This window comes from Parapedobacter brassicae (assembly GCF_051400755.1).
In the GTDB taxonomy this organism is placed as follows: Bacteria; Bacteroidota; Bacteroidia; order Sphingobacteriales; family Sphingobacteriaceae; genus Parapedobacter.
Genome location: NZ_JBLFFL010000002.1, coordinates 821,194 through 836,437 on the forward strand (window position 1 = coordinate 821,194; position 15,244 = coordinate 836,437).

Consider the following 15,244-nt stretch of genomic DNA (forward strand, 5'->3'; position numbering starts at 1 on the left):
AACGAAAGCAGATATTGATTACCTTTATTGAAACAAAACCCAGGCCAAGCCATGTTCATCGGCGCTGTGAAATGGTTCGATAATAATAAAGGATTCGGTGTCCTCGCCCTACCGTTGGGTGAGGAATTGTTCCTGCATGTCCGTGGATTCAAGGGTCCACTTCAGGACGAAATAAAGCCGAATGAGGTAATCATTGGCGATCGGAAGCCAAACCAAAAACGCGAGGGCTACATCGCCCATAATTGCCGTGTTCTGGGACAGCCGGAGGACTGGGGGGCGATCGTTTCGCTGTTGGGGAGAGCCGACACGGTGCAGCTGACCGACAAACGAAAGAAAGGGCAGTACCACAGCTTGACGGAACTGGCGGCTAAACAATTCCTGCGGGGAGAGGATGCGGATAGCATATTCACCCTGGTGACTTCCCATTTTGACAGCAGTTTTGAGCCTTCATTGTTCGTTTCATATGCCTCGTTCCTGGAAAAAACCATTACCTGCCGGTTGGGGAGTAACCTAGCCACTCCCTTGCTTTCCCGCATCTTTGCCTATTTTGGTAGCCAAATGACACACGGCATCCTGTTCAAGGTATGGAAAGCGGGTGAGTTCCGTTACATCGGTTTTGATCAGGCAGGCGATTACGAAATACCGGAGGAAGTATTGAACCTGAATGCTACTGAAATCGATTATGAGGACCTGTTGAGGATCAGCAAATACAGTTTCGGGCAGGCGTTCTGCTCCAGTTTCGTGGGCGCCTTGTTCGATGCAACGGATACCGCCGAGATGGTGGCCTTGTTGCCTTACCTGGATTTCCTTGAAAACGGGGATCGGGCGTATTGGAAAAACATGATTAAGCAGTGAACCATATCGGCAGAGAGGGATTGAATGCAGAGGCCAATGAACCGTGGAGATGATATTTATTTTCCAAATTCTTTCGTATATTTCCGACGTATTCATCAAATTCAACTAAATTATGAAAAAGAAAATCCTATTGGTGCTCACCATCCTCTTTGGCCTAATGATGGTGAATTCTGGACTGAACAAACTGTTCAATTATATGCCAGCGCCCGAGCTCACACCCGAACAGATGACCATTTTCGGTGCATTCGGTACAATCAAATGGGTCCTTCCGTTTGTGGCTATCATCGAAATCCTCGGTGGCATCCTCATCGCCATCCCCCGATACCGGGCCTTGGGTGCCATCGTGATCCTTCCGGTGATGCTGGGAATCGTTGTGCACCACGCTACGCACGACCCGGCTACGATCGGGATCGCGTTGGTGATGCTCGCCATCAACCTCTGGGCAATCGCAGACAATTGGTCCAAGTATAAGCATTTGGTTAAATAAGGGTTTTTATCCGCGTGGATCATCTCGGTGGCAATGGTGGGGCCGGGGTTATCGTGCAGACAATAACACTTACACGATGACGATATTAGTGGTCGGAGCGAGCGGCGCGACGGGAAAACTGCTGGTAGCGCTGTTACTGCAAGCGGGACAAAAGGTTAAGGTCATTGTCCGCCCAACGAGTGTTATCCCTGCTTTTTGGAATAGCGATGACAACGTAACGATCATCAAGGAATGCATCGCGGAAATCCATGTGGAAGATATGGCCAAATACCTTGCCGACTGCCAAGCCATGGTGTCTTGTCTCGGACATAACTTGACCTGGAAGGGCATTTATGGGAAACCCAGAAAACTTGTTGCCGATGCCGTCCGGACATTGTGCGAAGCCGTTTTAAAAAATATACCCATTGAGCCAATGAAATTTGTGCTGATGAATACTGCGGGAAACTGCATCAGCGATCTGGATGATCCGATTTCATTTGGACAAAAAATGGTGATAGGGTTGCTTCGGCCAATCTTACCGCCCCTCCGTGATAACGAAAAGGCAGCGGACTACCTAAGAGTTGATGTTGGGCCAAAACATCCATTTATTGAATGGGTAGCAGTCCGTCCGGACAGTTTAGTCAACGAGGAATGCGTAACGGCATATTCGGTGCATCGCTCACCAACAAGGAGTGCGATTTTCGATCCGGGAAAAACAAGCCGTATAAACGTAGGGCATTTTATTGCCAGATTAATAACGGATGACATGATTTGGAATACCTGGAAAGGACAGATGCCGGTGATTTACAACGAAATATCCCGAACCAAATAGAACGGGAGATTATGCGCTGATTTTTTCCGTAGTTTTATACATTGGATAATAGGCTATTATTATGGCAGAACTGAAAACAAAGCGGACCGAAGCAGACGTCCACACATTCATCAACAACTTCGCCGATACAGAGCAGAAGCGGAAAGATAGTTTCGAACTGCTGGCGCTGATGCAGGATTTCACGGGTTATGAGCCGCGGATGTGGGGTCCGTCCATCATCGGGTTCGGCAGTTACCATTACAAATCGGATAGGAGCCGCCAGGAAGGCGACTGGCCGCTCGTCGGCTTTTCGCCCCGGAAAGCGGCGATATCGCTGTATGTCTATACCGGTTCCCCGGAACACGAACACCTGCTCAAGGACCTGGGCAAATTCACCATGGGCAAGGCCTGTATCTACGTCAAAAAACTGGCGGACATCGATACGGAGGCGCTCAAAAGACTGATGAGTGCGACAATCGGGTTCCTGCAATCGAAATACGGCAAGAACTGAATAACACGGTAAAGAAAAACCCCCTCATACAATCTGTATAGGGGGCTTGCTGTGGTACCACCTGGATTCGAACCAGGGACACAAGGATTTTCAGTCCTTTGCTCTACCAACTGAGCTATGGTACCCGATGTAAACAACGCTTGTTGTTGTTTTGGGACTGCAAATGTAGCGCCTTTTTTTATTTAAGAAAACTTTTTTTGAAAATTGTTCCCAAGCGTGTGGCAAGCGGCTGATAGCGTTGAGGATAAAATGACAAGCGTGCAACATATGGTAAGGAAAATAGGCTTATCTTTGCATTTTTAATCGACGACAATGAGCAAAAGGGGAAGAGTATTGGTTGCCATGAGTGGGGGAGTGGACAGCTCCGTTGCTGCGGTAATGCTCCACGAACAAGGATATGAAGTCATCGGGCTCACCATGAAAACCTGGGACTATGCATCCTCTGGCACCTCATCGAAGGAGACGGGCTGCTGTAGTCTGGATAGCATCAACGATGCCCGCGCATTGGCGGTATCGTATGGCTTTCCGCATTACATACTGGATATCCGCGGGGAATTCGGCGACTTTGTCATCGATAATTTTGTTGAGGAATACCTGGCGGGCCGCACACCCAATCCCTGTGTACTTTGCAATACGCATATCAAATGGGAAGCTTTGCTCAAGCGCGCGGATAAGCTGGATTGTGAATTCATCGCAACCGGTCATTATGCGAATATCCGGCAACAAGATAACGGCCGTTATGTGATTTCTAAAGGCAGGGATGCCCATAAAGACCAATCGTATGTGCTGTGGGGTGTGTCACAGGAAAACCTTGCCCGCACTCAATTTCCATTGGGCAGCTATACGAAGGCCGAGATCAGGCAGATGGCCGCCGATATGGGGCAAATGGAACTGGCTAACAAATCCGAAAGCTATGAAATTTGTTTCGTGCCGGATAACGATTACCGCGCCTTCTTGCGTCATCGCGTGGAAGGCATCGATGAACGTATTGGCCCGGGTAATTTTGTGCTAACAGACGGTACGGTTGTCGGCCAACATCAGGGATACCCATATTATACCGTAGGCCAACGAAAGGGTTTGGGAATCGCGTTGGGACGCCCTGTTTTTGTTACACAAATCCTTCCGGAAAGTAATACCGTGATGCTGGGTGATGAAGCGGATCTTCAACGTGGCGAAGCTTACGTAAAGAACGTCAATCTGGTGAAATATGCGGCCATTGACCAACCTATGGAAGCAGTGACCAAGATACGGTATAAAGATGCTGGAATGAATAGTACGATCGTACAGGAAGATGGCAAGATGAAGGTGGAATTTCACCATGCCGTCAAGGGCATTGCTCCAGGGCAATCGGCTGTTTTCTATGAAGGTGACGATCTGCTTGGCGGTGGTTTCTTGATGTAATGCACACGGGATAAGGTACCTGGCCCGGCTGCCCCTTGTTGGAGAGGGGTTCGGACACCTAACAAAACGGGGCATCCAAAATTTTGGATGCCCCGTTTTATGCTTGAAGGTAAATTTACAGCTTGCCTGCCAGTTCAACCAGGTCAACCAGTTTGTTGGAATAACCCCATTCGTTGTCATACCAAGACACGACTTTCACAAAGTGCTCATTGAGGGAGATCCCGGCTTTGGCGTCAAAGATGGACGTGCGTGCATCGCCACGGAAATCTTCGGAGACGACGTCGTCTTCGGTATACCCCAAGATGCCTTCCAACTCGCCTTCGGCAGCTTCCTTGAATGCTTGCTTGATTTCTTCGTAGGTGGCTGGTTTTTCCAACCGTGCAGTAAGGTCTACCACTGAAACGTCAGGCACGGGCACGCGGAATGACATCCCCGTCAATTTGCCTTTTAACTCGGGAAGTACCAATCCTACGGCTTTGGCTGCTCCGGTAGAAGAGGGGATGATGTTCTGGTAAGCCCCCCGTCCGCCGCGCCAATCCTTTACAGACGGACCGTCTACGGTTTTTTGTGTAGCGGTGACGGCGTGGATGGTGCTCATCAGGCCTTCTACAATGCCAAACTTATCATGAAGTACTTTGGCAAGCGGCGCCAAGCAGTTGGTTGTGCATGATGCGTTCGAAACGATGGTTTGCTCCGCTTTGAGCGACTTATGATTGACCCCCATAACAAAGGTGGGTGTATCGTCCTTGGCGGGAGCAGACATCACGACTTTCTTTGCGCCGGCATCGATGTGTTTCTGTGCGGTTTCTTTGGTGAGGAACAGCCCGGTGGATTCGATGATGACCTCAGCACCGACTTCACCCCATTTGAGGTTAGCGGGATCTTTTTCGGCGGTCACGCGGATGGTTTTGCCATTGACGACCAGGTTGCCGTCTTTGGCTTCTACCGTGCCGTCAAACTTTCCGTGAGTCGAGTCATATTTCAGCATGTACGCCATGTAGTCGGGGTCTACCAGGTCATTGATTCCAACGATTTCAATACCCGGGCGGTTTACCGCTGCCCTGAATGCTAAACGGCCGATCCGGCCGAATCCATTGATTCCAATTTTCATGTTATATTAGTTTTTATTTAAATAGTATTTCAGTAAGTTATGTATGGGTTCCTTGATGACTGTACCGATGGTGATGCCGTACTTGCCCGCTACCTCCCGTAGCCATTCTTCATACCCCGCGGCCACGCTTCCCGTAAAGTTAACGGTCATATCGGGGTATTGTTTTGTGAGCGGCAGCAGGTAGGTTTCGATATATAACGTGAGTCCATGATAGATCATTTTTTTGATAAAACGGTGTTTATGGTTCTCCATCACGAAATCGGCAAACGATGTCAGGAACAGCGTAGGGTTTGCCTGGTTATACACTTTGTCCAAAATGATCTTGCGATCGAGCGGGTAGCGGGCGATAAACTTTTCGCGCAGGTCGTCTGGCAGGGTCTCGTTGAGAAAGCTTTTGAGCAACATGCGTCCGATCCAGTTGGCCGATCCTTCGTCTGCTAGAATGTAGCCTAACCCAAAATTATTGTCGGCCGTCCGCTTGCCATTAAAGTATGCTGCGTTGGAGCCACTGCCCAATATGCCGATAAGTCCTTTGCCGTCGCCCAGTGTAGAAAGGGCGGATGCGTTGACATCATGATCCACCGTCATCTTTGCATTGATAAAAAACTGCTTGAACACCGCGGCGATCTTATCCTTACGCTCTAACGAAGAAGAACCCGCGCCGAAGAAATAGATCCGTTTGATCTGTTCGGCATAATTGATGAGGTTGTTGTTTTTGTTCAATAGCTGGAGGATGAACCGTTCGTCATGAAGATAAGGGTTGATTCCCATCATCCGGAAACCCGTGACAATTTTCCCTTTTTCTGCCAATCGCCAGTCTGAAAACCGTGAACCGCTGAAAACAACTGCTATCATATGGATAACACTTCCATCATCTCGAGCATATCCTCGCTCAGTTTGAACACCTTCTTGTTCAATACCTCTTCGAGGGAGGATGCCTGAATCTCATTTCCCCGGAGCCCGACCATCACCCGCGTCTCGCCGGCCAGTAACCGGCGCACGGCTGCAAATCCCAACCGGCTGGCCAATACCCTGTCGAAACTGCTCGGAGAGCCGCCGCGTTGCAGGTGACCTAAGATCGTCACTTTGGTGTCGTAGAAATTGAAGCGGGCCTTGACCTCTTTGGCCACATTGTAAGCCCCCCCGTTTTCTTCGCCCTCTGCAACAATGACGATGGTGGATGATTTTTTGCTCATGGCAGCGCTTTCGAGTTGCTTGCATAACTCTTCTATGCCGGTCGCTTTTTCGGGCATCAATATGGCCTCAGCGCCCCCGGCAATCCCTGCATTTAACGCAATGCAGCCGGAATCCCGGCCCATCACCTCCACGAAGAACAGCCGATCATGGGAGGCGGCGGTATCGCGTATTTTGTCTATGGCTTCGATGACAGTATTGGTCGCTGTGTCAAATCCCAGTGTAAAATCGGAACCATAGAGATCATTATCGATCGTGCCCGGAATACACACCACCGGAATATCATGTTCGCGCGAAAAAACCTCGGCACCGGTAAAAGTCCCGTCGCCGCCGATCGCAATAAGACCGTCGACACCCGCGGCCTTCAGGTTATCATACGCCTGCTGACGCCCCTCCACCGTGTGGAATGCCTTGCATCTGGCCGTTTTGAGAATGGTGCCCCCTAATTGGATGATATTGCTTACGGAGCGGCTATTCATTTCATGGAAATTGCCGTCAATCATCCCTTGATAGCCCTGGTATATCCCCGTCACAGATTTGCCTGCGTGCAGCGCCGTGCGTACAACGGCCCGTACACAGGCGTTCATACCCGGTGCGTCGCCGCCGGAAGTAAATATCCCTATTTTGGTTATGCTTTGCACTTTTTAATAATCTTGTTAAATTAGCAGCACGAATATAATGTGTATTTGTTACACTATCGCAACTTTCTTGAGAATTTTATTTTCCTCTTGAATGGTTTAAGTGAGCAAAATTAATGAATTAAACCCAATTAGTAAACTAAATAATAAACGCTTTGCAATCAAATTTACCACATTTGCAATCCATCTTTACGACGGATTGCGTAATTTTTGGATTTCACGAAGGGGAATTAAAGGTCCTGCTTATTGAACGCAATGAATATCCGTTTAAAGGATGGTGGGCGCTGCCGGGCTTCTTCGTGGAGCATAATGAGAATATTGATGATGCCGTAAAGCGGATTTTATACGAACATACGGGGTTGCGGGGCATCTATATGGAACAGTTGTATACCTTCGGTGACCTCAAGCGGCACCCCCAGGGTCGCATCATTACCGTCGCCTATTATGCATTGCTGCGGCTGGACGATCTCAAAAGCCAGCCTGCACCCGTGACCGACTATGCCCGGCAAGCGAATTGGCATTCACTGAACAACCTGCCCGAACTGGCTTTTGATCACCGGCATATTATTGATAAGAGCATCGTGAAGGTAAGGCGCAAGATCAGTTACAGCCCCATCGCATTTGAACTCCTGCCCGAAAAATTTACACTCACCCAATTGCAGCAACTCTACGAGGCCATCTGGGGGCGTAAACTGGATAAGCGGAATTTTCGGAAAAAAATGCTCAACTATCATATTTTGAAGGAACTGCCGGAGTTCCAGCGAGGCGTTTCGTATCGGGCTGCCCGCCTTTATAAACTCGATAAGCGCAAATATGCTAAGGTATTCCAAAACGAGCTGACATTTTCCAGGTAAACCAAAAATCCCACTGCCATAGGGTTGTCATACCCACCGGTTTTCTTTGCCAAGCGAAGGATTTGTAAGTGCTGTGTAAAAAAGTAGGCACGGCGCCCAACAAAGAACATTTCGTTTGGCAATCTCGTCATGAACCTTTACTTTTGACCAAAATTTAAAAATAGTCAAACGGTAAAATGGTAAAAATACATGACAGACGATAAACGGGATCAGATACTGAATGCAGCGCTGAGACGTTTTTCGCATTTTGGCATCGCCAAAACGTCTATGAGTGAGATCGCTGAAGACTTGAAGCTCTCGAAAGCAAACTTATACTATTATTTTCCGGATAAGTTCTCGCTCATCGAAGCCATCGCGTATCAGATCATTGACGAGAGTGACGTAATGATCAATCAGGCATTGGAAGAGGCTCCCAGTACATTGGACATGCTCATTCGCATGCTGGACATTAAGAAAGAATACTTTGAAAAGTATTTTATGCTGATCATCAATCTGCATGAAATGAACATGAACGAAGAGCGGTGGATGGAATTGGCAAAGAAGATGTTTCAGCGGGAAAAGGACACCACTTCGAGGATATTCGAGAAGGGAATAAAGCGTAACGAACTTGTAACATTTGATGTCCCGTCTACGTCTGAACTGTACGTTGCCCTCATGCGCGGCCTGGCGATGTTTTGTGACCAGGCCCTGCCGCACGCCCTGGTGGATAAGGAGGAGTTGGACCGGATCATTGAAAAACAGAAACAAGCTGCAGCTATCTTCATCAATGGCATCAAAAAATAATGTCCGAAAGCAAATAATATGAACATATCAACAATGAATATACGATTAATTTTAGCGATAGTCTTCGTTAGTCTATCAAGTGTAAATCTGGTCACAGCTCAACAGTCGCTGACGTTGAAAGACGCCCTTGATTATGCCCTTGCGCACAGCGAATCGATAAAAAAGGCCCAATTGGATGTTGAGGGAGGGCGATACCAGGTTGCTGAGGTCAGGGCCTCCGCGTTGCCGCAGGTAGAGGGTACCGGAGCACTGAATTACAATCCGGTCATTGGTAAATTGGTATTTGCGGGACAGTCGGTTACCATCGGGCAGCCCTGGGATTCGCATATTGGCGCACAGCTGAGCCAACAGGTGTTTAATCAACAGGTTTTTACCGGTTTAAAGGCCGCAAAAGCGACGAGTGCGTTTTATGAATTGACAGCCGAAATGACCGAAGAACAGGTCATTGAGCTGGTTGCTACGAATTATTACCAGGTGTTGGTAAACCGGGAACAACTGGGCGTCATTGACACTAATCTGAAAAATATCCGGGTGATCAATGAAATCGTATCCAATCAATATGAAAATGGTCTTGCCAAGAAAATAGATGTCGACCGCATCAAGGTCAACATCACAAATCTGGAAAATCAACGGGAAGAACTGGTCAATGGTATTGTGCAACTGGAAAATCAACTGAAATATGCCATGGGCATGCCTATTGAAACGGCGATTTCACTGCCTGATACCGAGTTGAACGCGGTACCGGATGCGTTGGACTTTCCGGACGACGCTGATCGGATGGATCGGTTAGTGGAGCTCAAGGTGATGAATCAGCAGCTGGAATTGCTAGACCTGCAGTATAAGGCTTATAAAGCCGAATATTACCCTACCTTGTCGCTGGTCAGCAATTATACCTACACCGCCATGTCCGACCGATTTAACTACCTGTACAGGAGTTCAGAAGATCCCATGGCGGCACGGTTTGGTTCGATGTTGATCGGCCTCAATTTGCGTGTGCCGATTTTTAATGGATTTGCCACCCGTGCGCGGATGGGCAAGGCGAAAGTAGACTACCTCAAGGCGGAGCAGGATTTGTGGAACACTAAACAATCGCTGAACCTGGCCAATGAAAATGCAAAGATCCAATTGAAGAATGCATCGAACACCATCCGATCGCAGCGGCAAAACGTGCAATTGGCCCAAGAGGTGTATGAAAGCACGCAGAATAACTACAACAACGGACTGGCCCCGTTGACCGATCTGCTCGATACGGAAAATGCGTTGACGCAAGCGCAAAATAGCTATACCCAGGCACTGTTGAATTATAAGATTGCAGAGGTTCAATTAAAGAAGGCAAACGGACAAATCAAATCATTAGTAAACGAATAAAATCATCATCAAACGTATATGAAACGAATCATTATTATCATCGTTGTTGTTATAGGGGTACTCGCGCTTATCGGATGGGTATTGACCAATAACAAGAAAGAGAATGAGGCAAAAACCGCTGTGGTGGCCGAAACAGGTGGCGCCATCGTGGTTAAAGCCGCTCAGGTAAGCAAGCAGCCGATCATCCTCGATTTCTCGGCCAATGGGAATTTTGCGGCCAATCAGGATCTCACCCTGCTTTCGGAAGTGAGCGGACGGGTCACCCGTATTTTGGTTAAAGAGGGCGCCAGGGTCGGCCGTGGACAGGTATTGGCGCTCGTAGATCCTGAAATCCTGAGCTTGGATAAACAGGCTGCGGAAGATGCGCTTCGGAAGCTGAAGACAGATCACGAGCGGTACAAAAGCTCGTTTGAAACGGGCGGGGTAACCCGCTCACAACTCGACGATATCGAATTGCAGCTGCGTAACGCCGAGATCAGGCTGCAGCAAGCCAACCGTCGGGTACAGGATGCCAGCATCAAATCACCGATCAACGGCGTCATCAACCGCCGCGATATCGAGGTAGGTGCCTACCTGTCGGCGGGTACCGAGCTTTTCGAGATCGTCGATCTTTCTCAATTGAAGCTGAAAGTGACGGCCAATGAAACCCAGGTGGTAAACCTCAACGTGGGTGACCCGGTAACCATTATGAGCACTGTGTTCCCTGATAGGGAGTTTAAGGGCACCGTCAGCTTTATTGCAGCAAAGGCCGATAACACATTGAACTATCCGGTAGAAATTACGGTAGCCAACAGCGGCGAATTGAAAGCAGGCATGTATGGCACCGCTCACTTTAAATTCCCGCAGCAGGAGCCGACGATCTTGATCCCACGCGGGGCGTTTGCCGGTGGTGTCAATAGTAACCGTATATACGTACTCGGGTCGGATACGACTGCCCGTGTCCGTGAAGTAGTGTCTGGACGGATTTTCGGTGAGCAGGTGGAAATATTGAAAGGCCTTGAAGCGGGCGAAACCGTGATCACCAGCGGACAGATCAATTTGGTGGATGGGGCGAAGGTGCAGACGCAAGCCGATTCAGCCGCGACCCGTTAACATAAATGTTTCACATTTCATATCTCACAGCATGAAGATAGCAGAAATATCGATAAAACGCCCGTCCATCGTCATTGTGGTTTTCACCGTGCTGACGTTGCTGGGCATCATGAGCTATTTCTCGTTAAACTACGAGTTGCTCCCTAAATTTACGCCGGCTGTGGTCTCTATCACCACCATGTATCCCGGTGCTTCGCCCAGTGAAGTGGAAAACACGGTCACCAAGAAAATCGAGGATGCGGTGGCCTCTTTGGAAAATATCAAGAAGCTGGATGCTACTTCCTATGAGAGCCTTTCGATGGTGGTCATTGAGTTGAACAGTGAAGCTGATGTGGATTATTCGTTGAACGATGCCCAGCGGAAGGTCAATGCCATTCTTTCGGAACTGCCGGATGATGCGGAAGCCCCGTCGTTGGCTAAATTTTCGTTGGATGACCTTCCGATACTCACCCTGGCTACCACGGGTAGTATCGATGAGGCAGCTTTTTACGACCTGATCGATAAACGCGTCCAACCCGTGTTATCGCGGGTTGCAGGGGTTGCGCAGGTAAACCTGATCGGCGGACAAGAACGCGAAATCCAGGTCAGCATTGATGCTTCGAAGCTGGAGGGATACGGCCTGTCTATTGCGCAGGTGCAACAGGCGATTTTGACGTCGAATCTTGACTTCCCCACGGGGAGTGTGAAGACCGAGAACCAGGATATCTTGGTGCGGCTGGCAGGTAAATACAAATCGGTTGATGAGTTGCGTAACCTGGTGATTGCCACGCCAACCGGCGGTGCACAGATACGCATCCGTGATATTGCTGACGTACAAGACACGCAGAAAGATGTTGATAAGATCGCGCGGGTCGACCAAAAAAGTGCATTGGTGGTTCAGGTGCTGAAGCAGTCAGACGCCAACGCGGTGGAAGTGAGCGAAGGCATACAACAAAGCATCGGCGAGCTGATGCAGACCTATCAGAAGGAGGGACTGCAAATCAATATCGCCAATGACAGTTCAACATACACCTTGGAATCGGCCAATGCGGTTATATTCGACCTCTTTTTAGCCGTTATACTGGTAGCGGTGGTGATGTTGTTCTTTTTGCATAGCCTCCGGAATGCGGTGATCGTGATGGTGGCCATTCCGGCTTCCCTGATTGCTACGTTTATCGGCATCAATCTCTTTGGGTATACACTCAACCTGATGTCATTGCTGGGACTTTCGTTGGTGGTGGGTATTCTGGTAGACGATGCCATTGTGGTGATCGAAAACATCTATCGCCACATGGAGATGGGCAAAAATAAGGTAAGGGCATCCTACGATGCGGCCAAGGAAATCGGATTTACCGTTATCTCGATCACGATGGTTATTGTGGTGGTATTCTTCCCGATCGCCATCAGTACCGGGATGGTATCCGATATTTTGCGCGAGTTCTGTGTAGTCGTGGTCATTGCAACGTTGCTCAGCTTATTGGCATCATTTACCATTGTTCCGCTGCTTACCTCGCGGTTTGGCAAGTTGGAGCGGGTGTCTGACAAGAATATTTTCGGGCGGTTCATCCTCTGGTTTGAAAATCAACTGCATCGGTTTACCCGGTGGGTGACCGGTGTGCTCAAGTGGTCGCTTGGTCATAAATTCATCACACTGGCGTTGGTTACCGTCTTGCTGTTTGCCTCTTTTGGCTTGCTTGCCGGTGGCTTTATCGGCGGGGAGTTCTTCGCGCAGGGCGACCGAGGGGAGTTTTTGGTGCAGATTGAAATGCCGAAGGACGCGTCTATCGAGCAGACCAACCAGATGACCCAACGCGCCGAAGCATTTCTACAGAAAAAGCCCGAAATTGTATCGATGATCACGACCGTCGGGCAGTCCAGCGATGCGATGGCCGGCGCGCTGTCTACCATGTATAAATCGGAGATCACGGTCAAGCTGGTGGAGAAGAAAGAACGGGAAGATCCAAGTAATATCTACGCGGCAAAGATCAAGCGCGAATTGGAAAAAGTGCTGGTCGGCGCTAAGATTAAAACCGTCCCCATCAGTATCGTCGGTTTCGCCGAGCAGGCCCCATTGGAAATGGTCGTGATCGGTTCGGATCTGGATAGCGTATTGACGTACGCGGAGGATGTGTTGGCCTTGGTGCGTAAGATTCCGGGCACTTCAGAAGCCAAGCTCTCCGTGGAAGCCGGTACGCCTGAAATCACGGTAGAGGTGGACCGCGATAAAATGGCGGCACTTGGTTTGAATCTTCAAACCGTGGGTGCCACCATGCAGACGGCATTTAATGGCAATACGGATGGTAAATACCGCTCGGGTGAATACGAGTATGACATCAATATCCGTTTCGATGATTATGATCGTAAAAATGTGGAAGACGTGAGCAATCTTTTATTTGCCAACAATAGCGGTCAGTTAATCCGGTTGTCCCAATTCGCCACCATCCGCGAAGGCTCCGGCCCAAGTCAGCTGGAACGTCGCGACAAGAGTACGGCCGTCAAGGTACAGTCGCAGGTGGTAGGACGTCCCGTTAGTTCGATCGCGGCTGATTTGGAAGGTCAAATGGACCAGCTTCACGTGCCCAGCGGGGTTAGTTATGTATGGAGCGGCGATATGGAGCAACAATCGGAGGGCTTCGGTACCTTGGGTATCGCACTGCTCGCATCGGTTTTATTGGTGTACTTCATCATGGTCGCCTTATATGACAGTTTCGTATACCCCTTGGTGGTCATGTTCTCCATCCCGCTGTCCATCATCGGCGCGCTGTTGGCACTGGCCCTTACCAATAATACCTTGAATATATTCACCATCTTAGGGCTGATCATGCTGATCGGTTTGGTGGCCAAAAATGCCATCATCCTGGTAGACTTTACCAACCACTTAAAAGCGGAAGGCAAATCTACGCGGGAAGCATTGATTCTGGCCAACCAGGCACGTTTACGTCCCATCCTGATGACCACCATCGCGATGGTGTTCGGGATGTTCCCCATTGCGATCGCCACAGGCCCCAGTGCGGAGTGGAAGAATGGCCTGGCGTGGGTGATCATCGGCGGCTTGGTGAGTTCACTCTTCCTCACGCTGATCGTCGTTCCGGTGATCTACCAAATGGTGGATAACCTGCTGCACCGGTTCGGATTGGACAAGAAGGGCCGTCCGATCGAAGACCTGATGGTCGAAGAATATGTGCACAAGGATGTGAAAGAATACGAGGACGAACCGGTGTAAGGATTTGACACACGTGGATGATTCGATTCAATAGTTTGCCGGTCCCGGGTGCTACGCCCGGGACTTTTTTATTCGTACAATCGTTAAATCTCCTTATCTTTACTCGCCAAAAGGGACGACTTATCATGAAGCAATACCTCGATCTAATGCGCTATGTGTATGAAAACGGTGTGGATAAACAAGACCGCACGGGTACGGGTACCCGCAGCGTCTTTGGCTATCAAATGCGGTTTGATCTCCGGGCGGGATTCCCGTTGGTGACCACCAAAAAGACGCACCTGCGGTCCATCATCCACGAACTGATCTGGTTCCTCCAGGGCAACACCAATATTCAGTACCTCAAGGAAAACGGGGTGAGCATCTGGGACGAATGGGCCGATGAGCAGGGAAACCTGGGACCGGTCTACGGCTCGCAATGGCGTTCATGGCCCACGCCCGATGGCGGACATATCGATCAGATCAAAAAGATCATCCAGCAGTTAAAGACCACTCCGGATTCGCGCCGGATTATCGTATCGGCCTGGAACGTAGCCGAGATCGAGCACATGGCGCTCCCGCCTTGCCATGCGTTTTTCCAATTTTATGTGTCGCCTCCCGATCCTGCAAATGGCAGCCTTAAGCCGCGGCTTTCCTGCCAGTTATACCAGCGTAGTGCCGATATCTTTCTGGGCGTTCCATTCAATATTGCCTCGTATGCACTGCTTACGATGATGGTGGCCCAAGTATGTGACATGGAGGCCGCAGAATTTATTCACACCTTCGGCGATGCGCATCTTTATAGCAACCATTTCGAGCAGGTGGAGCTGCAATTGAGCCGCAAGCCGAAGCCCCTGCCAACGATGGTGATCAATCCGTCGGTGACCGATATCTTCGCGTTCACGTTTGAGGATTTCAACCTGTTGAACTATGATCCATATCCGCGCATCAAAGCGCCGGTGGCGGTATAAGGCGTACACAC

Annotated in this window: 14 protein-coding genes and 1 tRNA gene; 11 read left to right on the forward strand and 4 right to left on the reverse strand. The window is 49.5% G+C overall.

What is annotated here, in order from left to right:
* Window positions 1-51: 51 nt before the first annotated feature.
* From ACMGDE_RS08970 to ACMGDE_RS08985, 4 genes are all read left to right on the forward strand, one after another.
* The gene (locus ACMGDE_RS08970) at window positions 52-855 is read left to right on the forward strand and encodes a cold-shock protein (protein ID WP_436832434.1); all 804 of its coding nucleotides are present in this window, start codon (window positions 52-54) and stop codon (window positions 853-855) included.
* Window positions 856-967: 112 nt separating this feature from the next.
* Window positions 968-1,342: a DoxX family membrane protein gene (locus tag ACMGDE_RS08975; RefSeq protein ID WP_436832435.1), complete on the forward strand. Its 375-nt coding sequence runs from the start codon at window positions 968-970 to the stop codon at window positions 1,340-1,342.
* A 76-nt stretch (window positions 1,343-1,418) separates the two neighbouring features.
* Window positions 1,419-2,153, forward strand: a complete 735-nt coding sequence (locus ACMGDE_RS08980) for an NAD(P)-dependent oxidoreductase (RefSeq protein ID WP_436832436.1) — start codon at window positions 1,419-1,421, stop codon at window positions 2,151-2,153.
* Window positions 2,154-2,214: 61 nt separating this feature from the next.
* The gene (locus ACMGDE_RS08985; RefSeq protein WP_436832437.1) at window positions 2,215-2,643 is read left to right on the forward strand and encodes a DUF1801 domain-containing protein; all 429 of its coding nucleotides are present in this window, start codon (window positions 2,215-2,217) and stop codon (window positions 2,641-2,643) included.
* Between the two features lie 52 nt (window positions 2,644-2,695).
* Here ACMGDE_RS08985 and ACMGDE_RS08990 read toward each other — a convergent pair.
* Window positions 2,696-2,768: transfer RNA gene (locus ACMGDE_RS08990), tRNA-Phe, on the reverse strand.
* A 187-nt stretch (window positions 2,769-2,955) separates the two neighbouring features.
* On the opposite strand from ACMGDE_RS08990, the gene mnmA reads away from it, so the two are divergent.
* Entirely contained in the window at window positions 2,956-4,044 is a 1,089-nt protein-coding gene (mnmA, locus tag ACMGDE_RS08995; RefSeq protein ID WP_436832438.1) for a tRNA 2-thiouridine(34) synthase MnmA, read from the forward strand.
* A gap of 115 nt (window positions 4,045-4,159) precedes the next feature.
* On the opposite strand, the gene gap is transcribed toward mnmA, so the two are convergent.
* From gap to pfkA, 3 genes are read right to left on the reverse strand one after another with little or no spacing between them, the layout of a single operon-like run.
* Entirely contained in the window at window positions 4,160-5,155 is a 996-nt protein-coding gene (gap, locus tag ACMGDE_RS09000) for a type I glyceraldehyde-3-phosphate dehydrogenase (protein ID WP_436832439.1), read from the reverse strand.
* Window positions 5,156-5,161: 6 nt separating this feature from the next.
* The gene (locus tag ACMGDE_RS09005; protein WP_436832440.1) at window positions 5,162-6,010 is read right to left on the reverse strand and encodes a hypothetical protein; all 849 of its coding nucleotides are present in this window, start codon (window positions 6,008-6,010) and stop codon (window positions 5,162-5,164) included.
* The gene (pfkA, locus tag ACMGDE_RS09010; protein ID WP_436832441.1) at window positions 6,007-6,990 is read right to left on the reverse strand and encodes a 6-phosphofructokinase; all 984 of its coding nucleotides are present in this window, start codon (window positions 6,988-6,990) and stop codon (window positions 6,007-6,009) included. The genes ACMGDE_RS09005 and pfkA overlap by 4 nt, the downstream gene beginning before the upstream one ends.
* A gap of 152 nt (window positions 6,991-7,142) precedes the next feature.
* On the opposite strand from pfkA, the gene ACMGDE_RS09015 reads away from it, so the two are divergent.
* The 6 genes from ACMGDE_RS09015 to ACMGDE_RS09040 all read left to right on the forward strand — a co-directional run bounded on the left by ACMGDE_RS09015 (window position 7,143) and on the right by ACMGDE_RS09040 (window position 15,233).
* Complete coding sequence (locus tag ACMGDE_RS09015) at window positions 7,143-7,841, forward strand: NUDIX hydrolase (protein ID WP_436832442.1); 699 nt, start codon at window positions 7,143-7,145, stop codon at window positions 7,839-7,841.
* Between the two features lie 189 nt (window positions 7,842-8,030).
* Window positions 8,031-8,624 carry a TetR/AcrR family transcriptional regulator gene (locus tag ACMGDE_RS09020; RefSeq protein ID WP_436832443.1) on the forward strand — a complete coding sequence of 198 codons (594 nt, stop codon included), beginning with the start codon at window positions 8,031-8,033 and terminating at the stop codon, window positions 8,622-8,624.
* A 33-nt stretch (window positions 8,625-8,657) separates the two neighbouring features.
* A complete protein-coding gene (locus ACMGDE_RS09025) occupies window positions 8,658-9,992 on the forward strand; it encodes a TolC family protein (RefSeq protein WP_436832444.1) in 1,335 nt (444 codons plus the stop codon).
* 18 nt (window positions 9,993-10,010) lie between these two features.
* Window positions 10,011-11,084 (forward strand): efflux RND transporter periplasmic adaptor subunit, encoded by a 1,074-nt coding sequence (locus ACMGDE_RS09030; protein ID WP_436832445.1) that lies wholly within the window; start codon window positions 10,011-10,013, stop codon window positions 11,082-11,084.
* Between the two features lie 31 nt (window positions 11,085-11,115).
* Window positions 11,116-14,286, forward strand: a complete 3,171-nt coding sequence (locus ACMGDE_RS09035) for an efflux RND transporter permease subunit (protein WP_436832446.1) — start codon at window positions 11,116-11,118, stop codon at window positions 14,284-14,286.
* A gap of 125 nt (window positions 14,287-14,411) precedes the next feature.
* Window positions 14,412-15,233, forward strand: a complete 822-nt coding sequence (locus ACMGDE_RS09040; protein ID WP_436832447.1) for a thymidylate synthase — start codon at window positions 14,412-14,414, stop codon at window positions 15,231-15,233.
* Window positions 15,234-15,244 lie beyond the last annotated feature (11 nt).